Source organism: Snodgrassella sp. B3837 (genome assembly GCF_026535955.1).
Lineage (GTDB): Bacteria > Pseudomonadota > Gammaproteobacteria > Burkholderiales > Neisseriaceae > Snodgrassella > Snodgrassella alvi_E.
The window spans coordinates 17,762-39,981 of sequence record NZ_JAFNPI010000011.1 but is presented as its reverse complement, the minus strand read 5'-3'; the positions used below and the strand labels follow the sequence as shown (position 1 = coordinate 39,981).

Annotated in this window: 17 protein-coding genes; 9 read left to right on the top strand and 8 right to left on the bottom strand. The window is 45.6% G+C overall.

The window, feature by feature from the left end; all coding sequences use genetic code 11:
* Nucleotides 1-60 precede the first annotated feature (60 nt).
* From J3U67_RS04150 to J3U67_RS04140, 3 genes are read left to right on the top strand one after another with little or no spacing between them, the layout of a single operon-like run.
* Complete coding sequence (locus J3U67_RS04150) at nucleotides 61-420, top strand: hypothetical protein (RefSeq protein ID WP_267390942.1); 360 nt, start codon at nucleotides 61-63, stop codon at nucleotides 418-420.
* On the top strand, nucleotides 408-1,739 hold the full coding sequence (locus J3U67_RS04145) for an McrB family protein (protein ID WP_323811379.1): 1,332 nt from the start codon (nucleotides 408-410) through the stop codon (nucleotides 1,737-1,739). Before J3U67_RS04150 ends, J3U67_RS04145 begins: the two co-directional genes overlap by 13 nt.
* A 5-nt stretch (nucleotides 1,740-1,744) precedes the next feature.
* Nucleotides 1,745-2,875 carry a 5-methylcytosine restriction system specificity protein McrC gene (locus J3U67_RS04140; protein ID WP_267390944.1) on the top strand — a complete coding sequence of 377 codons (1,131 nt, stop codon included), beginning with the start codon at nucleotides 1,745-1,747 and terminating at the stop codon, nucleotides 2,873-2,875.
* Between the two features lie 519 nt (nucleotides 2,876-3,394).
* On the opposite strand, the gene ftsY is transcribed toward J3U67_RS04140, so the two are convergent.
* From ftsY to J3U67_RS04115, 5 genes are all read right to left on the bottom strand, one after another.
* The gene (ftsY, locus tag J3U67_RS04135; RefSeq protein ID WP_267390946.1) at nucleotides 3,395-4,669 is read right to left on the bottom strand and encodes a signal recognition particle-docking protein FtsY; all 1,275 of its coding nucleotides are present in this window, start codon (nucleotides 4,667-4,669) and stop codon (nucleotides 3,395-3,397) included.
* Between the two features lie 407 nt (nucleotides 4,670-5,076).
* Nucleotides 5,077-5,625, bottom strand: a complete 549-nt coding sequence (locus J3U67_RS04130; protein ID WP_267390947.1) for a 5' nucleotidase, NT5C type — start codon at nucleotides 5,623-5,625, stop codon at nucleotides 5,077-5,079.
* A 41-nt stretch (nucleotides 5,626-5,666) separates the two neighbouring features.
* On the bottom strand, nucleotides 5,667-6,245 hold the full coding sequence (gene ruvA / locus J3U67_RS04125) for a Holliday junction branch migration protein RuvA (RefSeq protein WP_100151497.1): 579 nt from the start codon (nucleotides 6,243-6,245) through the stop codon (nucleotides 5,667-5,669).
* A gap of 78 nt (nucleotides 6,246-6,323) precedes the next feature.
* Entirely contained in the window at nucleotides 6,324-7,019 is a 696-nt protein-coding gene (locus tag J3U67_RS04120; protein ID WP_323811353.1) for a septal ring lytic transglycosylase RlpA family protein, read from the bottom strand.
* A gap of 377 nt (nucleotides 7,020-7,396) precedes the next feature.
* Complete coding sequence (locus tag J3U67_RS04115) at nucleotides 7,397-8,107, bottom strand: ComF family protein (RefSeq protein WP_267390948.1); 711 nt, start codon at nucleotides 8,105-8,107, stop codon at nucleotides 7,397-7,399.
* Between J3U67_RS04115 and bioH the strand changes: the two genes are divergently transcribed.
* Genes bioH through J3U67_RS04100 form a run of 3 tightly spaced genes read left to right on the top strand, consistent with a single transcriptional unit; the run spans nucleotide 8,106 to nucleotide 10,576 of the window.
* The gene (gene bioH / locus J3U67_RS04110) at nucleotides 8,106-8,858 is read left to right on the top strand and encodes a pimeloyl-ACP methyl ester esterase BioH (RefSeq protein WP_267390949.1); all 753 of its coding nucleotides are present in this window, start codon (nucleotides 8,106-8,108) and stop codon (nucleotides 8,856-8,858) included. The two genes, J3U67_RS04115 and bioH, sit on opposite strands and share 2 nt — an antisense overlap.
* The gene (locus J3U67_RS04105; RefSeq protein WP_267390950.1) at nucleotides 8,855-9,670 is read left to right on the top strand and encodes a methyltransferase; all 816 of its coding nucleotides are present in this window, start codon (nucleotides 8,855-8,857) and stop codon (nucleotides 9,668-9,670) included. Before bioH ends, J3U67_RS04105 begins: the two co-directional genes overlap by 4 nt.
* Nucleotides 9,671-9,685: 15 nt before the next feature.
* Nucleotides 9,686-10,576 carry a patatin-like phospholipase family protein gene (locus tag J3U67_RS04100; protein ID WP_267390951.1) on the top strand — a complete coding sequence of 297 codons (891 nt, stop codon included), beginning with the start codon at nucleotides 9,686-9,688 and terminating at the stop codon, nucleotides 10,574-10,576.
* 679 nt (nucleotides 10,577-11,255) lie between these two features.
* On the opposite strand, the gene metE is transcribed toward J3U67_RS04100, so the two are convergent.
* Complete coding sequence (gene metE, locus J3U67_RS04095) at nucleotides 11,256-13,529, bottom strand: 5-methyltetrahydropteroyltriglutamate--homocysteine S-methyltransferase (RefSeq protein ID WP_267390952.1); 2,274 nt, start codon at nucleotides 13,527-13,529, stop codon at nucleotides 11,256-11,258.
* Nucleotides 13,530-13,830: 301 nt separating this feature from the next.
* Between metE and J3U67_RS04090 the strand changes: the two genes are divergently transcribed.
* The 3 genes from J3U67_RS04090 (at nucleotide 13,831) to J3U67_RS04080 (ending at nucleotide 17,942) form a co-directional block, all read left to right on the top strand.
* Nucleotides 13,831-14,763, top strand: coding sequence for a LysR family transcriptional regulator (locus J3U67_RS04090; protein WP_267390953.1), 933 nt, complete (start codon nucleotides 13,831-13,833; stop codon nucleotides 14,761-14,763).
* Nucleotides 14,764-15,249: 486 nt separating this feature from the next.
* A complete protein-coding gene (locus J3U67_RS04085) occupies nucleotides 15,250-17,469 on the top strand; it encodes a UvrD-helicase domain-containing protein (RefSeq protein ID WP_267390954.1) in 2,220 nt (739 codons plus the stop codon).
* Between the two features lie 53 nt (nucleotides 17,470-17,522).
* Nucleotides 17,523-17,942 (top strand): HIT family protein, encoded by a 420-nt coding sequence (locus J3U67_RS04080; protein WP_267390955.1) that lies wholly within the window; start codon nucleotides 17,523-17,525, stop codon nucleotides 17,940-17,942.
* Nucleotides 17,943-18,477: 535 nt separating this feature from the next.
* On the opposite strand, the gene dnaJ is transcribed toward J3U67_RS04080, so the two are convergent.
* Entirely contained in the window at nucleotides 18,478-19,587 is a 1,110-nt protein-coding gene (gene dnaJ / locus J3U67_RS04075) for a molecular chaperone DnaJ (RefSeq protein ID WP_267390956.1), read from the bottom strand.
* Between the two features lie 276 nt (nucleotides 19,588-19,863).
* Nucleotides 19,864-21,738 carry a ribonuclease catalytic domain-containing protein gene (locus J3U67_RS04070; protein WP_267390957.1) on the bottom strand — a complete coding sequence of 625 codons (1,875 nt, stop codon included), beginning with the start codon at nucleotides 21,736-21,738 and terminating at the stop codon, nucleotides 19,864-19,866.
* Nucleotides 21,739-22,220 lie beyond the last annotated feature (482 nt).

Genomic DNA, 22,220 nt, shown 5'->3' with positions numbered 1-22,220 from the left:
ATATATTAACATGTTAAGATAAATATATTATTTTTTTTATTGCCTATGCAGATGGGGAAAATGGTTGATACCAGCAAAAACTACTGGTTTTTAGGTGCCTGCCGAGATGGTAATGATGATCTAAGTGAATACTTTATCAATAGCGGAACGTGGCTATATTACGGTCAAAATAATAAGGAAATAAATTTGATCCAGTCTATCCAGACCGGAGATCGGATCGCTATTAAGACTGCTTATGTACAGAAAAATAAATTACCTTTTGATAACAAAGGTTATCCCATTCCAGTATTGAAAATCAAAGCGATCGGTACAGTTTTGCAAAATCCAGGGGATGGAAAAAGCCTGAAAGTTGATTGGGATAAAAATTTTTCTGAAAAAAATGGTATTTTTACACCAAGCCAAAAACCATTTGGAAAGTAATCCCGAGCAACTGGCAAGCTGAAAAGTTAATTAATTTTACTTTTCATAATCAACTTCAGGATATCAACAGATTTTGCAATGCACCATACTGGCAGAAACGTTTTTGTAACGTCGATATAAATAAGCTAGAACTAACCAAATCTAGATGGAAACAAACTGTTTTAGAATTCATTAAGGAATTGTGTCATCAAAATAACAGTGAGATTTTTAGCCGGCAACAAATTCTCGAATATTATCAGCAAAAGTTGAAAGAACTGTTTCCTGATAACAATACTATCGAACAATCTGTAAGCCGAACCTTACAAGAATTACGTGACCAGAATATTTTACAGTTTGTAACAAGAGGGCAATACAAATTATCTGATTATGATCTAGACATTACTGAACACTTCAGTGCAGATATACAGGAAAACAGTCAGGATTACATAGTGAGACCATTTTATTCTCTCAAGGATTTAATCAACGAAGGCTGCTTTGTTGATCCTCAACAATTAGAAATTATTCTGGAAAGGTTAAAAGAAAAGAAAAACCTGATTTTACAAGGACCGCCCGGTACAGGTAAAACTTGGCTAGCCAAACGTCTGGCCAATGTGATGGTTGGTTTCCAAGATTTCGATAATATTAAAGTAATACAGTTTCATCCAAATATGTCTTACGAAGATTTTATTCGCGGTTATCGACCCTCATGTGATGGCAAGCTTGAATTGATTGATGGTCCTTTTATCGAAATGGCCAATCGGGCCAGATACGATCCTAATACAAATTATGTACTTGTAATTGAAGAAATCAATCGAGGCAATCCGGCACAGATTTTCGGTGAAATGCTGACCTTACTGGAGGCAAATAAACGAAATTACCATGAAGCTATGGAATTAACCTATAAGCGTAATGATGAAACCGTTTTTTTTATTCCGGATAATCTATACGTAATCGGTACCATGAATATTTCCGACCGATCACTGGCCATGTTTGATTTAGCATTGCGGCGACGCTTTGCATTCTTCACTCTGCAACCAAACTTTGGTAAGCAGTGGCTATCCTATATGGCAGAAAAAACGGCCATTGCACATGAGAAATTAGAAGACTGGCAGCAGCGCATGTTGCTACTGAACCAGAAGATCAGCGATGATCCGATGTTGGGAAAGGCTTTTACCATTGGCCACAGTTATCTGACCACTAATAAACCTGTTCCAGATGCAGATACTTGGTATAAAAACATTAGCGACACTGAAATTCGGCCTTTACTAACAGAATACTGGCTTAATGATCCAAATAAAATTGATGAGGCTATTGAAGCCTTATTGTCTGATGTGTGCTGATAGTAATGCAAACGCCTGAACGATCCACTACCAATAATACCGTCGCTACGATACCCATCAGAAATATCTGGCTGCTGCTATTGTATGCTTCTGATCTGTATAAAACACTTGGTGCGCAGCAAAGAGTAAAGCTGGAACAAAATCCTCAAGAACTGGTTATTCTGGTTGCAAAACTATATTGTCAGGCTGTTAGCAAAAGGCTGATGCGCGCATTATCCTGCGGATATCAGCAACATACACAATCACTAACTCGTGTCAGGGGAAAAATAGATCTGCTGACTACCGCACGCCAGCAGTTATTAGAAAAAGGCCGCATTCGATGCCAGTTTGATTCTTTAACCATTGATACCCCGAAAAATCGCTTTATTCATGCTGCCGCGCATGTATTGCTGGCACAGTTAGAGGATAAAACATTAATCCTGCAATGCCAGAACATTATCAGTCGGTTTACGGCGCTTAAGATAGGGCAGTCGACTCAGTATGATCATTTAACTGAATCTTTTGATCAATCTGGCAAACAAGATAAAACGCTGCTTACTCTGTGCCGGCTGATTTTTAATATGGCTATACCCACCGAGCAGGCAGGTAGTTATTTACTGGAGCAAGCAGATAAAAAAGATCAGTGGTTGCGGCATTTATTTGAAAAAGCAATAGTTGGATTTTGCCGCACTAATTTGAATAGTAAGGATTGGATAATAAGCGCCGGCAAACGATTATATTGGCAGCAGCTACAACCCAGTACTGGTATAAAGGATTTTTTACCCAGTATGCAGTCTGATTTGGTCATTGAACGCCGCCAGTGCCGGCATCGCCTAATTATTGATACCAAATGTACGTCTATCCATACCCAGTCTTTTTATAAAGACAAGGTGTTTAAAAGTCCTCATATTTACCAGCTCTATACTTATCTGCGCAGTCAGGAAAATCCTGTTGATCCGCCATCACTCAATGCAACCGGAATGTTATTGTATCCTGCAATTAATGAATCAATTAATGAATCTGTCACCATTCAAAATCATCAGTTCCGATTCTGTACTATTGATCTCAATTTGGATTCCGGTTTAATCAGAAAAAATTTATTGGATTTATTAAGTCAGTGGTGCTGTAGTAGTGGCGGCTTTCAGCAAAATGATTGAAGGAGAAGACTATTATTTAAAATAAACTAAGTTTTTTTCTGCGCCATACAGTTTTTATTCGATAATTATTTAATTTATCCTATTGAGATTTTAGACTTGTTGATTTCTCTCAATATGATTTTTTTAATACAACCTAAATAAATAAGTAAAATCAGTTTTTAAAGCAATTTTTCCAGCTTTCATCTACCATATATAAAAGCTAGTTTATAAATGGTTTTTTGGTTTCTGTGCATTGACCTAAGGAATATAATTAATCGGTGGCAATACCAGCTCTGGCACATTTATTTAGCCTTTTATTAAGTTCAGATCAGTGGATATAACCAAATACCGGCAGAAACAGATTTTAATGCTCATTACTTTTGTCTGATCCACTTTGAATATATTTTATTGGGTAAATTGATTATATTAATTTAAAAAGGCTGTTTATTTCTTCATATAAGGAAACGTATGATAGTCTGTGCTGGCAAATAAAAAGCTGACTATCAATTTCGACAGCCAGCTTTTTTCTTGCCAGAAAACTTATTTCTCATCCTCAATCAATGCATCTACAAATGCTTTGGCGTCAAACGGGCGTAAATCGTCTATGCCTTCGCCTACACCTATGAAGCGTACCGGTATCGGGCGTTTGGCGGCCAGTGCGGCGAGGATACCGCCTTTTGCGGTGCCATCCAGTTTAGAAACGATCAGGCCGGTTAGGCCAAGGGCGTCGTCGAAAGCAACTACTTGATTGATGGCGTTCTGGCCGACGTTGGCATCGAGTACCAGCATGACTTCGTGTGGTGCTTCGGGTAATGATTTTTGCAACACGCGTTTTACTTTTTTGATTTCTTCCATCAGATGCAGCTGGGTTGGCAAGCGGCCAGCGGTATCAGCCAGTACGATATCGATACCACGTGCTTTGGCTGCTTCAAGGGCATCGAAGCAGACGGCGGCAGAATCACCGGATTCCTGCGCAATTACGGTTACGTTATTGCGCTCACCCCATTGCTGTAATTGCTCGCGCGCAGCTGCGCGGAATGTGTCACCTGCGGCCAAGAGGACGCTTTTACCCTGACTTTGAAAATATTTGGCCAGTTTGCCGATACTGGTGGTTTTGCCTGCGCCGTTTACGCCAGCCATCATGATAACAAAAGGTTTTTTATCAGCAGGTATGGACAAGGGCTGCTGAAGTGGCTGCAGTAATTCATATAAGGCTTCTTTCAGGGCGCTGCGCAGTTCGTTTCCGTTTTTCAATCCTTTCAGAGTAACGCGCTGACGTACCTGTGCCAGTAGTTTTTCGGTGGCTTCGATACCCATATCACTGGTGAGCAATACTGTTTCCAGCTCTTCATACAGGTCTTCATCGATTTTGCCGCCACCAAATACAGACGCCAGCGATTTGGCCATCTGGTTGCGCGATTTGCTTAGGCCCTGTTTGAGACGTGCTGCCCAGCCTAGTCGTGCTGGTTTGTCTGTTTCGCTAGGGGTTTCTGTGGTATCTACAGGAATCACGATGGTGTTTTCGCTGGCCGGAGCCTGAACAACCTCTGATTCCGTGCTGGTGGCAATGGCGGCCGGTTCATCTACGGCAGCCGGTACGATGATGTCTTCTGTTGTTTCGGTAGCTGTAGATTCGGAGATGGCTGCATTCGCTGTGTGCTCTTCTACGCTCTGGTGGGAAGCAGCCGGTTCAGGCTGAGTATGAGTTTCAGCCGCTGTATCGGGTTGCTCTACTGATTCCGGCTGAGCGGGGTTAACGCTGGCTTGTTCTTGCTCTGGCTCTGTATTTTTTTTTCTTTTAAAAAATCCAAACATGGGTTATTCCTGATGCTAGGTGAACCAAAGTTCTGTAAAAGCTTGTCTTTGGTAATGAATATATGGGTGCTATTGTAGCTTAGAGCCGCTGGTTTGATAATGTGTTATGGTATTTAGACCTATTTATACGGCCAGTTTGGTTTGCCGGTATTTGATTTTTATCAGTCTCAAAGGTTTTTTCTACTTATGTTGTTGGCAGTTTCAACCATGTTGGCAGACAGTATTGCCGAAGCGCTCTGAAAACGGATGGATATTTTTTCCGCCATGCTAATGAAAGCACTGTGCATTTCTGAAATAGCTGCTGACGTTAGTTTTTATTCGCATTTGTTCACTGGTTGCAATTGGTAGTGATGTTCCGGATTACTGTTACGAGTATTGATGCAGTTATGAATGCTGTTATTGCCGCGTTACTGCAATAATTCTGACCAGCTTTCCGGTTTTTGCCAGTTTACACGATGGATGTTGGTTGCATTGCGGTTGTAGGGCTGATCATAAATCCAGTGCTGCCATTGTGGCTGCAGGCTGCCGCTTATTATGGGTTTGTCATCAATGAGGATATCGCCGCGAATCCATGTTTTGTCTTTGGCTAAAATGATGCGGTTTAGCCATTCATCACCTAAGTAGCGGGCGACCCAGTCAAATTTTTCGGATACGCAGTAATGATAGTCATCGATAGGTGAGGTGCAGATGCGTACGTCGTGTCCTGCTTCTAGTAAGCGTCTGGCCGCCTGAATACCCTGATTCATGGGTGGCAGGGAGGCAAAAAAACCCTTACTGCTGTAAATCTGTGTCAGCTGTTGGTGATACTGTGGCGCCATGTCTTCACGCAGGTAGAAATGTCGGCGTTCTGGCAGGGGTAGGGGCTGCTGGTAGGTTAGTTGCCAGCGCTGTCTTACACCCTGCTCAAAATCAGCCAGAACTCCATCCTGATCGAGTAAAATCAATTTGGCTGCCATACGATTTCCTGTGGTGGGGTCTGCGATTATCAGAGTGTTGTTTATAACATGTTTTTTAAGGCAAGTCGTACACCTTCACTGATGTCGGTACCGGCCGGTATGTCTTTGCAGGCGCTGCGGGCTTCTTTATCGGTATAACCTAAGGCTAGCAAAGTGTTAATTATGTCTTCGTTTGCGCTGGCAGCTTCGGCAGCATACAAACCTAGGCTATCGCCACTGGCAGCTAATTTGCCGCGTAGCTCAAGTACGAGACGCTCGGCTGTTTTTTTACCAATTCCGGGAGCAGCAGTCAGGCGTTTGATGTCTTCGCTGGCGATAGCAGCCGCCAGTTCATCACTGCTGAGACTGGAGAGGATGCCCAGTGCGCTTTTGGCTCCGATGCCGCTTACTTTGATAAGTGCACGGAACGTTTCGCGTTCTTCGCGAGAGCCAAAGCCAAACAGCAGATGGGCGTCTTCCCGTATCACCAGCTGGGTGTAAAGCGCCGTTTCTTCTCCGACTGCGGGTAGGTTGTAAAAGGTTTGCATGGACACCTGAGCTTCGTAACCCACGCCATGTACATCCAGTACCACTATCGGTGGATTTTTTTCTAGCACGATACCGCGTAAACGACTAATCATTATGTTCCTTTCCTGACGCGGGACAAACAAAAGCCCGTGCATGATACCACGGGCTTTTGTCTGAGTTTGTTGCTGAGTTTACAGTGTGGTCAGCATAGATTTTCTGGCTTCATCAGCACGTTGTTGTTGCTGGAAAGGGCCCATACGGACAACGTAGCTGTTTTTCACTTTCACCAGTTTGGCCTGCTGTGCGCTGCCAGCAGCCTGCAGATGCTGTGTGGTTGCTTTCAGATACTGCTGTGCCAGCTCTTTATTGGCAAATTTCTGTAAATCAACATAAATGTTGCCACCACTGCCGGCTGGTTGCAGGCTTTCGCCGGGCAGTACCTGTTCTACGCGTACCTGTGCTGTGCCGGCACGGACGAAACCCAGTTTCTGCGCCGCAGCGTAAGATAAGTCCATGACACGGTTTGCGTGGAAGGGGCCACGATCGTTTACTCTCACGACGACTGTCTTGCCGTTTGAGAGATTGGTTACCCGAGCATAGCTGGGAATAGGCAGAGTGGGGTGGGCTGCTGTCAGCATCTGGCTGTCAAACCGCTCTCCAGATGAGGTGCGGCGCCCGTGAAAATTCTGACCATAGTAAGAGGCTCGGCCTACCTGACTGAAACTGGCCACTTTTTGTAACGGGTAATATCGTTTGCCCGCTACCTGATAGCTAAGGTTAGCTGTTTTATGCAGATGCTCTGCTGGTGCTACTGTAAGATTAGATAGAGATTTTTTAGCATGATAAACCGGCGCTGACAGATGAGCGGTCTGCTTGGCACTGGCCATGCTGAACCCCAGTATCATGACAACGCTAACAAATAATACTTTAATCCTGATCAAACCATATTTCCGTTTCTGTGAGTAAAAGACGCAAACACCAGACATGCAGATTTTGTTGTCCGCGACAACACGTCAGTCTGGTAAAACTGTATTTATACTAAGACAGCAAAAAACAGTGGCAGCCACTAAAAAGTGGCAGGAGAGGCAGTAACCTCAATTGGCAGGAACTGACACCGACTGTGGTTTAATACAGCACATTGGCGGGTTCCGAAAGTTGCTTACTAATCGGCAAAAAGCCGAAATGGTAACGCAGTTAATAATTGAATCAGTAATTTATCAGGGCGACACTATGCCAAACAAGCCTTTGTCTGTCAAAGATTTTTTCAATCCGGATGAGCCAGCGACCAAACAAAAACCTGTGCGGCACCCGATTTTTTAAGGGTTTGCGCTAGTTCGGCAATTGTTGCGCCGGTGGTCACAACATCGTCAATTAACAACAGGTTACGTTTTTTTACGGGCTGCTTCAAGTGAAATACACCGCGTACATTACGCTGGCGGGCTGATTTTTTCAATGTAGACTGGGGCGGCTGGTGGGTGCGATCAATGCAGTACGGTGGCAGCAGCGGTAACTCGTAATGGCGGGCAATGCTGGCAGCAAGCAGCTGGCTTTGATTAAAGCCACGCTTAAACAGCCGCTGACGGCTTAAGGGCATGGCCAGCACTGCGTCTATTTGTGCGGTTTCCAGCCACTGTGGCGGCCGTGCCAGCATTAATGCGGCCAAGGTATCGAGCAGGGCAAGCTGGCGCTGATGTTTGTACGCGCTGAGTATTTGTCGGAGTGGAGTGGCATAGCGGTAACTGGCATAGAGGCGAGCAAACGGCCAATGCTGCCCGCATTGCTCACAAGCTCCCACTGTCAGATTGCCGGAATGGCATTGCAAACAGATATCACGTTCTGGGCGCTGAAGGCTGCTTATGTCCTGCCAGCACGGATGGCACAAGCCTGAGCCATCAGCATAATCGTGGCATAATAAACAGTGCGGCTTGCCGATACAGGCGTGCCAGAATGAAGTAAGTAATGAAACTATTCCCATGATCACACCTTCTCAAACTTTACTGATACACGGCTGGGGTGCCAATCATCATATTTTCGACCCTTTTCTGGCCAACCTGCCGCTGCCAAATCAAATGCATATACTTACACCGGATCTACCCGGCCATGGCAGTGCGCCGTTTGATGGCACTTTTGATATAAATACTATTGCCGACCAACTAGCGGCACAGTTATCTGAACCCGCTCATGTTCTTGGTTGGTCGCTGGGAGGTATGGTGGCCATCAGTATGGCCGCACGTTATCCAGACAGGGTTGCCACGCTGTGTCTAACAGCCAGTCTGGCTAAATTACTGGCCAGCAGTGACTACCCGCAAGGCCTGCACAAGATTAGTCTGCATCAGATGGCAGACAAATTCAGGATAGATTATCCCAAATACATGCAACAGTTTCTACAGTTGCAGATGCTGTATGCGGATACGGGGATACAAACCGGCATGCAGCATCTGCTGCCGGCCATTTGCCAGTACGGAGCACCGGTTGCTCTTAACGCGGCTTTGCATGCGTTAGAACAAGCAGATTTACGCCCGCTACTCAGTAGCTTACACTGTCCGGTATTACTGGTTTACGGTGGGCGCGATACCATAACGCCGCCACGCATGGGCGAATATCTGCATCAGCAACTGCCGCAGAGTGAATGGCATCTGCTGCCGCAGGCTGCTCATACACCGTTTTTAAGCCATCCTGATGAATTTGCCCGTGTACTGGGTCGGTTTTGGGAACAATACACATGACAACTCTGCCACACCAGCCAGACTGGTTCCTGCATGCACATCTGGCCGCGACGCTAGACGAACGCCTGAGTATTCTGAAACAGCCGCCACAGCACATTTTGCTGGCCGCTGCTGATGGCAATGAAAGCTACCGCTTACTTAAAATGCGTTATCCACAAGCTTGTTTCCATGAATATGATAGTCGCAGCTGCTATCTTCAGGCAGCACAGGCGATTCGAAAAGCCAAACAGAGCTGGTGGCAAAAGCTCAATAGCAGTCTGCCGGAACAGATTGCATCCGACAGGCTGCCGGATAATCAGGCGGCGGATATGGTATGGAGTAATCTTGGCCTGATTCATCAGCCAGATGCAGTAGCGGTGATTGAAAACTGGGCTGGTGCTTTGCGCCCTGACGGTTTGCTGTTTTTTAGCCACTTTGGGCCGGATACATTAAAAGAAGTCCTGACACTGTGGCGCACTGCGGGTATAGTGGTCAGCGCGCCGAGGCTACTCGATATGCACGACCTTGGCGACATGCTGTATCAGCACGGTTTTTATGATCCGGTGATGGATATGAATATGCTTACGCTGCAATATACTAAGCCAGAACGCTTTATCGAAGATATGCGCACAGCCGGTCTGTGGGAGAGTCTGAAATTTGACAACGAAATCGAGGCTGTACGTATTCTGGCACAGGCGTGGCAGAATGAAGATATACAGAATGTCACGCTGGAACTGGTGTACGGACATGGTGTGAAAAAACAGATTCTTCCAGAGAACGTTGCACCGATACAGTTTTATCCATCGTCTTCCACTTATCCTTCCCAACCTTAATATAAAAATATAAATATGAAATTTACTGTATTGCTGCGTACCTGCGCTGTGATTATTTCGGTTTTCAGTAGTCTTTCTGCTTGTAAAAGCACTACTCCTGTCACTCCAACAGCGGCAACCAAGCCACGTGCGGTTATCGGGCTGGCACTTGGTGGCGGGGTTTCCAAAGGGTTTGCGCATATCGGGGTGATAAAAGTTTTACAGGAAAACCATATTCCGATACGGGTGGTGACTGGCACCAGTGCTGGCGCGCTGGTAGGCAGTATGTACGCCTCTGGTATGAGCCCCGACCGGCTGGAGCTGGAAGCGGAAATTCTAAATAAAACCGATCTGGTGGATCCGGTGCTGTCTACTTCCGGCTTTATCAAGGGGCAGAAACTACAGGATTACATCAATGCGAAGGTAAAGAATAAACCGATTCAGCAATTTCCTATCCGCTTTGGTGCTGTGGCCACTGAATTCGGTACAGGCCGCATGGCAGTGTTCAACAATGGCAATGCCGGACAGGCTGTACGCGCCTCGGCAAGCATTCCAAATATTTTTCAGCCAACGGTAATTGGCAATAAACGTTTTGTGGACGGTGGTTTGGTAGCACCAGTGCCGGTCACCGCCGCCCGACAACTTGGTGCCAATGTGGTCATTGCGGTGGATATTTCCGCCAAACCGGCGCGCCTGACCAGTGAAGGCTTTTTTTCTTATTTAGACCAGAGCCTGAATATCATGAGCGCTTCGGCACTGAACAGCGAGCTAAGTAAAGCGCAGGTGGTTATCCGGCCACAGGTACAGAAGCTGGGTACTGTTGGCGGCTTCGACCAGAAAACGCAGGCTATTCAGCTGGGTGAGCAAGCAGCGCGTGCCGCTTTACCACAAATTCGCGCGGTTCTGGCCAAATATCAGGTTAACTAAGCGCTCTGTGCCCGTGTAATCGGATGCAGGCTGCCGCTGTAGCAGTCTGCGTTTTTATTCTGGTTAATCATGTTAAAAATAATGCAATCCATGATAGTGGCAATTTAATGATTATTAACTAAAATAATAAATAATGTTTTATTCATATGCCATGAACAACATGAGCTAATTCACAATATTAGCGTTAACTGTAAACTGAATGATTTTCAGGCAATCAAGAATTTCATTATTAAAAAATGATAAAAAGATATTTACACGGTTTGTATTTAGTATAAGCAGGAAACTATCTATGTGAATCTACTGGTTGAATAATATGAATAAAACTATTTCTGGCAATTCATTTTAGTTTTTTATATACGCAAGCTTAGTTGTTACAAAATGAATATCTAATTGTTATCAGCAACAACCAAATACTTCCATTTATCATATAGACAGTCAGCCAAAGCAGTATAAATAAAACCGTCATTCAGGTAATGCATTTCCTGCTTATGTGTAACGCAGCCAGTATAGAATAAACTGAATACATACTAATAGACATTACCGAACCCCACAGTCTAACCTTTTTATATTCATCTATGCGCAGCCGTTTTGGTGCAATTTTTATTATAATTATGAAAAACCCAAACAGAAAACCGCCCCGATAAACGAGGCGGTTGGATAATGTGGTACTGAATCAATTTTAAACTTTTAGTTCAGCACGCAGCTTTTTAGTCACTTTTACCATCACTTCTAGAGCTGCCGTGGTTTCCGGCCAGCCACGGGTTTTCAGACCACAGTCTGGATTTACCCATAAGCGACGCTGGTCGATAACTTTCAGCGCTTTACGCAGCAAATGCTCGACTTCGGCTTCGGTAGGCACACGTGGGCTGTGAATATCGTATACGCCTGGGCCGATATCGTTTGGATAGCTGAATTTCACAAAGGCATCGAGTAATTCCATATCAGAACGCGATGTTTCGATGGTAATAACATCTGCGTCCATGCTGGCAATTGCCGGCAGAATATCATTGAATTCTGAATAGCACATATGGGTATGAATCTGCGTACTGTCGTCGGCATCGGTAGACGTCAGGCGGAAAGATTCACACGCCCAATCCAGATATTCATCCCATTGCGCACGTTTCAGCGGCAAAGCTTCGCGAATAGCCGGTTCATCAATCTGAATGACGCGGATGCCGGCTTTTTCCAGATCCAGCACTTCATCGTTTAAGGCAAGAGCAATCTGTTTGCACACCAGACTTAATGGTACATCATTGCGCACAAAGCTCCATTTCATCATGGTCACCGGACCGGTCAGCATACCTTTCATCGGACGTTTGGTCAGCGACTGAGCATAAGCAGACCACGCTACGGTCATGGCTTTCGGGCGGGCAACATCACCAAAGATAATCGGCGGTTTTACACAGCGGGAACCATAGCTTTGTACCCAGCCATACTGAGTAAAGCAGTAGCCATCCAGCTGCTCACCAAAGTATTCCACCATGTCATTGCGTTCGGCTTCACCGTGCACCAATACATCGATATCCAGTTTTTCCTGCTGCTCAACACAGTAGGCGATGTCTTTTTTCATTGCAGCTTCATAATCGGCGGCACTCAGCTCACCTTTTTTGAAAGCCGCACGTGCCTGCCGGATTTCCTGAGTTTGCGGGAAGGAACCAATGGTTGTAGTGGGCAGCAAGGGTAGCTTCATCCACGCCTGCTGCTTCTCAATCCGCTCTGCAAACGGGCTATGACGTTGGTCGGCATGAGCACGTAAACTAGCTACACGCGCAGCAACCTGATCGTTATGAATCAGTTTACTGGTCTTGCGTCCGGCAGCAGCAGCATCAGAAGCATCCAGAGCTTCCTGTACCGTGTCTTTACCATGTGCCAGAGCTTGTTTGATAATACCCAGCTCTTGTAATTTCTGGGCGGCAAAGGCCAGCCAGTTTTTGATTTCTGGGTTAAGTTTCTCTTCTACATTCAAATCCTGCGGGCTATGCAACAATGAGCAGCTCGGTGCAATCCACAGATTGTTGCCCAGCTGAGTGGCTACCGGTGCCAGCAAATCGATTACTTCGCGCAGATTGGCACGCCATACGTTGCGACCATCAATCAGGCCAACGGACAGAACTTTGTTTTCTGGCCATACATTGGCAAACTCGGCCAGCTGCTCGGGTGCACGGACACAATCAATGTGTACACCATTTACAGGCAAATTTTTAAGTAAATTCAGGTGTTCGGCCACACTACCAAAATAAGTACCGATGATAATGCGGGTACCAGTAATAGCCAGCTCCTGATAGGTGGGTGCAAACGCATCCAGCCATTCACGCGCAATGTCCACAGCCAGAATCGGTTCATCAATCTGTATCCAGTCCACACCGGCATTGGCCAGTTCACGCAGTAGTTTCTGGTATTCAGGCAACAGACGCGGCAACAGCTCCAAACGGTTATGACCGGCATCTTTTTCCTTACCCAGCCACAGCAACGTCAGCGGACCTACCAGCGTCGGTTTGATATCGTGGCCAGTGGCTTTGGCTTCTTCGATCTGTGCAATCAAATTGGCGGCATTGGCTTTAAAGCTGGTATCCTGATGCCATTCCGGCACAATATAGTGGTAGTTGGTATCAAACCATTTGGTCATTTCCATAGCCACCTGAGTGGCATTACCGCGAGCAAGCTCGAAATACTGGCTAAGAGTAAGCGTGGCCGCATCAAACCCAAAACGAGCCGGAATAGCGCCAAGCGCACACAGAGTATCCAGCACATGGTCATAATAAGAAAAATCACCAACCGGCAGCAGGTCAGCGCCAGCAGCTATCTGAGTAGCCCAGTTTTTCTGGCGAATATCCGCGGCGGTCTGCCGCAGCTCAGCCTCACTTTTGCTGCCTTTCCAAAACGCTTCAACAGCAAATTTGAGTTCGCGTTTGGCGCCAACACGCGGATAACCGGATAAATGGAATGTATTCATAAGTGTTTCTCCCTATTTGTGAAAGATAAATTTCGATAATAGTCAGTGTGCGGGAGTTAAGACATGACGACAAGCGATAAATTTTGCAGTTCTACATGAAAAATTTTAATATACCAATCAGACACTATGCAGTACGAGAATATGATAAGGTAGGTAAGTGTATAGTACGAAAACAGATAAATGGCTATTCGAAGAGAAATAATCAGCATAGCCATATCACTCTTAATTAATAAACAAAACGATTGTTTATGAATTTTTTAACTTGTATTCGTGGTTAAAATAATCATTAAAGGCGGAAAATATGGAGTCGATTATTGAGCTGCGTCATTTACGCACTTTGCTAGCTCTCGAAGAAACCGGAAGTGTTTCCATGGCAGCCAAGCGAGTATTTCTGACCCAGTCTGCGCTATCACATCAAATACGGGTGCTAGAACAGTTTTACGGCACACCACTCTTTGAACGCAAATCCAGCCCCATTCACTTTACACCCGTAGGCGAACGCCTACTGCAACTGGCGCGCGAAATCACGCCTCTGGTCACCGTAGCTGAGCTGGATATGGCGCAGATTATTGAAGGCGAAGCAGGGGAGCTGCGCGTGGCTGTGGAATGCCACACCTGTTTCGACTGGCTGATGCCAGCCATGGATGCGTTCCGGCCGCTGTGGCCGAAAGTGGAGTTAGACATCGTGTCTGGTTTTCAGGCCGATCCGGTTGGATTACTACTGACCCATCGTGCCGATCTGGCCATTGTGTCTGAATATGCACCTCAACCAGGAATTCTTTTTCAGCCTTTATTTGCCTATGAAATGGTGGGAATTTGCGCCAAAGACCATCCACTGGCCGCCAAAAGTGTCTGGCATGCGCAGGACTTCACCGACGAAACGCTAATTACCTATCCAGTACCGGACGATATGCTGGATTTAATCCGCAAAGTATTGAAACCAGCAGGCGTACAGCCCGCACGCCGCAACAGCGAATTAACTATTGCCATCATCCAGCTGGTTTCAAGCCGGCGTGGTATAGCAGCTTTGCCATATTGGACGGTGATGCCCTATCTGGAGAAAGGTTACGTGGTGGCACGCCAGATTGGCGACATTCCATTGCAAAGTGAGCTGTATGCAGCAATGCGCGAATCAGACCATAGCAAAAGCTATCTGGATAGTTTCTGCCAAATTGTGCGTGAGCGCAGTTTCGCCGATTTACCTGGTCTTAGCCCACTGAGCACCCCCGATTAATTTACAACGACACAGACAATTTACCTTGGGAGTGGTCCGACAGTTGTAAAAAATGTTGGCAGCTTGCCGCATCTGAAGCGAATCCCAAAGTAGATACAATACCAATTATATTCATGTCTGCGAAAACCAGATAAGCACTCATGATTTCCATCTGCGCTAAACTGGTAGTGAATAAATAACGACGACCGGAGTGGCACCGCTACAAGTTATCTGAAGAAGGATAGAAACAGTCTGAGCAGGATACCGTTCTGGCTGCAGGTGAAGACATGTTCACAGTTTGTTTGTGTACATACACTGAATGCCAGAAAAAAGCAGAGTGTTTTTTCCAAAAAGCACGGTTTTCGCCTACCGGTATTACCCTTTATTGAATTTTCCTGTTTAATCGTTCAATTAAAGCTGATTATTCCTGTTCACAGAAACTATTAATAATCCATTAACATATTTTTCCTTGCGATTTTTCAGCCTCAATCGGCTACAATAAGCGCTATGGAAATTCTATCTTCTTCCGGTTTACTGACCGGCCTCAATAGTGAACAATTAGCCGCCGTCACTTGGCCGGCGCAGCCTGCTTTGGTACTGGCCGGTGCCGGCAGTGGCAAAACAAGGGTACTTACCACTCGTATTGCTTGGTTATTACAAACAGGCCAAGCCAGTGTCCACAGCATACTGGCTGTTACCTTTACCAATAAAGCAGCCAAAGAAATGCAATTGCGCCTAAGCGCCATGTTACCAGTATCAGTACGCGCCATGTGGCTGGGTACCTTCCATGGTCTGTGCCATCGTTTTCTGCGCCTGCATTATCAAGAAGCCGGCCTGACGAAAACGTTTCAGATTCTGGACATGGGTGACCAGCTATCTGTGATTAAGCGCTTGCTCAAACAACTCAATATTTCTGATGAAATCATTGCTCCGCGTAGCCTGCAAGGATTCATCAATGCTCAGAAAGAAAACGGTTTGCGTGCCTCCCAGCTAAGCGCACGCGACCCGCATGAGCGGCAAATGATTGAATGCTACGCTGCCTATGACAGCCTGTGCCAGAATGAAGGTGTAGTGGATTTTGCCGAGCTGATGCTGCGCAGTTACGAAATTCTGCAAAATAATGATGTACTACGGAGCCATTATCAAAACCGCTTTAACCATGTACTCATTGATGAATTTCAGGACACCAACAAACTTCAGTATGCATGGTTAAAACTGCTTGCCGGAAAACAAGCAGCGTTTTTCGCAGTCGGCGACGATGATCAGAGTATTTATCGCTTCCGCGGAGCCGAAGTAGCCAATATGACCCGCTTTCTGCATGAATTTAACGTGAGCGAACCCATTCGGCTGGAACAAAATTACCGCTCCGTTGGTAACATTCTTACCGCAGCCAACGCCGTGATTGCGCATAATGCCAGCCGTCTGGGAAAAAATCTGCGTACCGAAGCAGGCACCGGAGAAAAAATTCGCGTCTTACAAGCGATAAATGATATAGAAGAAGCTCAATTTGTTGTCGATGAAGTAAAAGCTTTGCATCGTGAAGGACTAGACTATATACAGATGGCAATACTGTATCGCAGCAATGCTCAATCGCGTGTACTGGAACAAGCCTTATTTCGCGCCGGTATTCCCTACAAAATCTATGGCGGTTTGCGTTTTTATGAACGGCAGGAAATCAAAAATGCACTGGCATATCTGCGGCTGGCCGTCAATCCCGATGATGATAACGCACTTTTGCGCATCATCAATGTACCCACTCGCGGAATCGGCGCCCGCAGCATTGAAAATATTCAGGCAGCAGCCAACGAAGCCAATACCTCACTATGGCAGGCTGCTACCAATCTGGCGTCCAAAAATAGCAAAATTGCTGCTTTTGTGCGTCTGATAGAAAATCTTCAGCTTCAAGCTACGCAGATTTCCCTGCCGGAAATCATGGCTGCTGCCATCTACGACAGCGGGCTGATGGAATATTACCGTACCCAAAAAGGCGAGCAGCAGGAACGCATCAACAATCTAGAAGAACTTCTCAATGCAGCAGTAGCATTCAAGCCACAAGAATCAGGATTTGAATTTGAATCCGACTATGACCCAAACGACCCATTATTCGCAGTATTGTCATTTCTAAGCACCGCCTCACTCGAAGCAGGCGAACATCAGGCTGGGCAGGGCGAGGATGCTTTGCAATTAATGACAGTTCATGCGGCTAAAGGTCTCGAATTTGACGGGGTTTTTCTTACTGGACTGGAAGAAGGCCTGTTTCCGAGCGAATACAGTATGGCTGAGCGCGACGGCCTGGAAGAAGAGCGGCGTCTCATGTATGTCGCCATTACCCGAGCACGTAAACGCTTGTATCTAACCATGGCCGAGCAACGGCTACTACACGGACAGACTCACTTTGCCTTACCATCACGCTTTGTGGATGAAATACCCGAAGCAGTACTGCAATACCTGTCAGCACACAAAAACTCTTTGATAGCCAGACAGCAGAGCACACAGCGCACCAATCCATTTCATAGCCGCAGCAAACTGGCTGAAACACAAGCCAGCCCAGATTTCGACGGCTTCCAGCTGGGGCAGAATGTGCATCACGAGCGTTTCGGTACCGGCGTCATTATCGATGCCACACACAAAGCAGAAGGCGCGCGTCTGACCATAAACTTCGGCAAACAGGGAATCAAAGAGCTAGATACCGTATTTGCCAAAGACAAACTGACCATTATTTCTTAAACCGTTACTCAGGTGACGTCAAACAAACCGATACACCAGAGAGGAGACCCATCATGCAGCAGTACGACCAAAATAACATCTTCGCCCGAATCATCCGTGGTGAAATTCCTTGTCATAAAGTATATGAAGATGCACAAACACTGGCCTTTATGGATGTGATGCCGCAGGCGCGCGGCCATGTACTGGTGATTCCGAAATGCGAAGCGGTAGAGTTAACTGACATGCCAGACGATTATCTACAAGCAGTATTCAATGCAGCCAGAAAAATCATCAGTGCCCAACGTAAAGTGTTACACCGTGATGGCGTTGTTCAGTTGCAGTTGTCCGGTGAGCAGGCTGGTCAATCTGTGTTTCACTATCATATTCATTTAATTCCCGGCCACATCCATGAACTTGCCAAGCATGAAAGCACACCGGCCGATCAGGCAGAGCTGGCACAGTTGGCCGCGCAGCTACGCGGTGAACTAGAATGAAACTTCAGTTTGATACAATAATTATCCACAGATTTATCCACAGATAATCAATTCAATAATATAAGTGAAAAATAAATTAATCCTTTATTTACAAGGATTTCAGAACAAAAGCTAAATTTTATTCAGACAAATACATTAAATTTGTCCACAATATATTTACCCAGACTGCCACCTTTCCACATCGCTTCTGTAGAAAATCATACAGAAGCGATTTTTTACTTGGAGCTATATCAAACAGATTGCCTGTTGAGATTCAGCTTAATCAGCTTTGGCTCTTCATACCAGCCATAATCCGAGTATTTAGCAAACTTTAAACCGGCCAAACACCGACTAACCTTTTTCCCGAACAAGAAAACGACACCACTCAAATTAAAGCATACTGCCTACCGGCTCAGCCTTAAACAGCCTGATTCTTGGCCAAATACAACAAAAGCCCGCTGATTTCATACCATCAGCGGGCTTTAACCTTGCATAACCAATGTTGATTATTTATCTTTCTGGACTATACTTTTCTAAACCATTCTTTCATCACAGCTTATTCAAACAGGTCACGCAGCTTGTCCATAAACGACTTCTGCCGTGGGGTCTGTGCGCGGTCCATACCAGTAGAAATCTTCTCAAACTCTTCCAGCAATTCACGCTGCCTATCTGTCAGATTTACCGGCGTTTCTACCACAATGTGACAATACAAATCACCCACAGCGGCCGAACGTACAGATTTAATGCCTTTACCACGTACACGCATACGGCGGCCTGTTTGCGTTTCTTTTGGAATATTCAGCTTAACCTTACCATCCAGCGTTGGCACTTCCACCTCTCCGCCAAGCGCCGCAATCGTAAAGCTAATCGGCAGCTCACAATGCAAGTCCATACCATCACGCTCAAATACCGGATGGGGACGCACATTCACCAGCACATACAAATCACCAGCCGCAGCACCATGCTTACCCGGCTCACCCTCACCACTCAGACGAATACGCTGGCCATCATCAATACCGGCCGGAATAGATACCTCCACCGTCTTACGTGTTTTAACCAGACCTTCACCATGGCATTTAACACACGGGTCTTTAATCTGCTTACCACTGCCATGACAAGTTGGACAGGTTTGCTGTAGCTGAAAAATTGCCTGCCGTACATGCACCACACCACTGCCGCCACACATACTGCAAGTAGTAGCAGAAGTACCCGCCTTAGCTCCACTGCCATGGCAGACATCACATTCCTCATGCGTAGGTATGGTAATTTTTTTCTTTATACCGCGCGCAGCTTCTTCCAGCGTGATTTCCACTTGATATTGCAGATCAGCACCCTGATGATTCTGCTGCTGCCTACCACCTGCACTGCCACCAAACATCTGGCTGAAAATATCACCAAAATCGAAACCGCCGGAAAATCCTCCGCCGCCACCCATATTACCGTCTACGCCGGCATGTCCAAACTGATCATATGCCGCACGTTTTTGTGAATCAGACAAAACTTCATAAGCGCGCTGTACTTCCTTGAATTTTTCTTCCGCACTCTTATCGCCCTGATTACGGTCGGGATGGTATTTCATAGCCAGCTTGCGATAAGCCTTTTTGATTTCCTCATCCCCTGCAGTACGGGTTACACCCAGCACTTCATAAAAATCTACTTCAGTCATAATTTTATTCCAAAGGTTTTCCGGCAGACTGTACCAGTACAACAGGTTGCCTGAAAAAAACCGGATAATAGAAATGCAGCCCATATATGGGCTGCATCTATAAAAACAAGATATTAAAACAAAGTTAATTCCGGCTGAAGCAAAAAGGCCGGTTAACGCCGGCACCAACAAGCACAGACAAACACCATAACAACGATTGCGAATAATCTAAACCAATCGGCATCTGTATCCGCATCCAATAGCTGAATCGGCTCGATACAAAACTCATTTACCCCCTCAGACACCATTCTGGGGCAACAAAGCATTGATATAATTTAGTCCCACACTCACCTGCACAAGGTCTACACCAGTTATCGCTACTTTCATCCTGCTTTTAGGCAAAGCATCAACAGGTATCCCGCTGACTCTGCTAACCAGCGGCAAACCCTCTATCCGCACCAAATCATCGCGGATTAACTGTGCATTCAATTCCTGCAAACGCTCCTGCTGAATATAAATCAGACTCCAGTATGCCTCCATATGGCGCTGAAAATCATTATAGGTAGCATAAGTAGATTCAAAATCCCGCAATACCGCAAACAACATCGCATCCTGCGGCTCAAAGCGGGGAGAAGCATGCGGGTCAAGCAAACTAATCAGCTGTTTTTGATTAATATAATCAGTAGCGCGACGCAGCGGTGATGTAAACCATGCATAATGTTTCAGTCCCAGACCAATATGCGGCTCAGAATGCGTACTCATCCTTACCCGTCCCGTAGGCTGAACACGAAACAAACCCGCCATATCCGCAGCATCCAGCATCTGAGCCCAAGTACTGTTGGCAAAAATCATCAGCTCACTTACCAGCATATCAATTGGCGCACCTCGCTCGCGCACACAGATACGCACCTGATTACCCGCTTCCAGCTTAATACCGTAATCATACTGAGACGGGCGAGCCGGATCATATTTTCCGCGTGCCTGCATTCTGGCCACGGCAAAATCATACAGCCAGTTCATTTCTTGCTGATGCGGAAAAATCTCATCATCTGTGCGCATCTGTTGCGGCTGAAAGGCCTGCTCAATATGTTCAATACGTAAATTACGATCTACATAAACCGACTCAATACACGATTTACAATGCACAATCTCAAACTGAGGATTCACTTCAGCATATAGACTGATAGCCGGCCGGCTATCACCCTCATCCAAACTAAAAGCAGCTACCCAGTTATCCGGCAGCATCGTGATTTTTCCGCCCGGATAATAAACCGTACTTAGGCGTTCAAATATCAGCTTTTCCAGCGCCGAATCAGCATCAATGGCCAAGGAAGGTGCAGCAATGTGAATACCCACCAGCTTATTACCATTGGGCAGATCACGTACACTAAACGCATCATCTACCTCACTAGTATCCGCATCATCAATCGAAAATGCCCGCACCGCCTCATCAGCAACAGGTAAATTGCCAATATCCGGCAACGGATAATCTCCGCATGCCACCCCATTAGGAAACTCGGCAAGTAGAAAACCATCCAGAAAGTAGTCCGGCAGCGCAGGCACAGCACCTACACTCTGCATCAGCGCAAACAAAGATATTTTTTTCTGCTCAGCGGCTTTTATCACCGCCTTATAACTCAAACTTTGCTTATCAGGAGCGTGCAAAATCATCTTTGCATCAGCAGCAATAGCAGCAGGTAGGTGGCCGGCAAGCAACTCTTCAATCCAGCTATTAATTTGTTCTTCCTGCTGTTTGCGCCGTTCAATCGCCGCCAAAGCCTGCTGCAAAGTTTCTGCCGGTGCAGCCTTAAACACCCCTTTATTCTTCTTATAAAAGTACATAGGTGCCGCATAGAGCGCCATTAAAACCGCAGCAAGTTCAACCTGACCACTATTACTACCGAAATATTCAGAAGCAGCCTCGGCTGCCGTAAATTCAGCTTCCACCCCCACAGCTTCCCACAACAGGCCGATATCAATACCGGCGGCGGCAGCACTGGCCTGCTGTAAAAACTGCACAGCATCACCCTCAAACACCAAAAAAACATGGCTGGATTTAATTTTTGCCCGTTTGCCATGCTGTGTATTCACCAGAAAAGTAGCCTCATTTTCCTGAACCACTTCGGCTACTTTAAACTGACCGGACTCCTCATAAAAAATATGTTTACCCATAACGCCTACTTAAACCTAAGAAACTACCCAAGCAACCTGTAAAAACGATTCAGAACACAGCATTTATTCGATTATAAACAAATAGACTGACATCCAGCTTACACAGAAACCACCATAGTATTAACCTATAGACATATCAGCATGAATAGCCCGCCAATACTCCCCCTCAGGCATTTCTGTTATACATAAATTTAATTATCAAAACATACAAATTAAATAGTTCCATGTTTTAATTTTTAAATAAAACAATCACCCCAAGTTAGCACAACATAATTATGCCTTAAACAATATTATGCTTTAAAACCAGTAAAATAAACAGCAAAAAAACACATTCCAGCAAACAAATTTCATCAAAACAAATAAAAATTATATAATTCCATATAAATAATCTACACAATATTCATCTTTAAAAACGCTGAAATACTCTATCCGAGCTGCCCAGTCTTAGTGTGCCAGACATATTTATGCTATTAAAATAAATA

Coding starts and splice junctions, on each gene's coding strand:
- J3U67_RS04150 (WP_267390942.1), top strand. CDS start 61: ATGGTTGATACCAGCAAAAACTACTGGTTTTTAGGTGCCTGCCGAGAT.
- J3U67_RS04115 (WP_267390948.1), bottom strand. CDS start 8,107: ATGGGAATAGTTTCATTACTTACTTCATTCTGGCACGCCTGTATCGGC.
- metE (WP_267390952.1), bottom strand. CDS start 13,529: ATGAATACATTCCATTTATCCGGTTATCCGCGTGTTGGCGCCAAACGC.
- J3U67_RS04120 (WP_323811353.1), bottom strand. CDS start 7,019: ATGGCCAGTGCCAAGCAGACCGCTCATCTGTCAGCGCCGGTTTATCAT.
- bioH (WP_267390949.1), top strand. CDS start 8,106: ATGATCACACCTTCTCAAACTTTACTGATACACGGCTGGGGTGCCAAT.
- J3U67_RS04130 (WP_267390947.1), bottom strand. CDS start 5,625: ATGGCAGCCAAATTGATTTTACTCGATCAGGATGGAGTTCTGGCTGAT.
- J3U67_RS04140 (WP_267390944.1), top strand. CDS start 1,745: ATGCAAACGCCTGAACGATCCACTACCAATAATACCGTCGCTACGATA.
- J3U67_RS04100 (WP_267390951.1), top strand. CDS start 9,686: ATGAAATTTACTGTATTGCTGCGTACCTGCGCTGTGATTATTTCGGTT.
- J3U67_RS04090 (WP_267390953.1), top strand. CDS start 13,831: ATGGAGTCGATTATTGAGCTGCGTCATTTACGCACTTTGCTAGCTCTC.
- J3U67_RS04085 (WP_267390954.1), top strand. CDS start 15,250: ATGGAAATTCTATCTTCTTCCGGTTTACTGACCGGCCTCAATAGTGAA.
- J3U67_RS04105 (WP_267390950.1), top strand. CDS start 8,855: ATGACAACTCTGCCACACCAGCCAGACTGGTTCCTGCATGCACATCTG.
- J3U67_RS04070 (WP_267390957.1), bottom strand. CDS start 21,738: ATGGGTAAACATATTTTTTATGAGGAGTCCGGTCAGTTTAAAGTAGCC.
- ftsY (WP_267390946.1), bottom strand. CDS start 4,669: ATGTTTGGATTTTTTAAAAGAAAAAAAAATACAGAGCCAGAGCAAGAA.
- dnaJ (WP_267390956.1), bottom strand. CDS start 19,587: ATGACTGAAGTAGATTTTTATGAAGTGCTGGGTGTAACCCGTACTGCA.
- ruvA (WP_100151497.1), bottom strand. CDS start 6,245: ATGATTAGTCGTTTACGCGGTATCGTGCTAGAAAAAAATCCACCGATA.
- J3U67_RS04080 (WP_267390955.1), top strand. CDS start 17,523: ATGCAGCAGTACGACCAAAATAACATCTTCGCCCGAATCATCCGTGGT.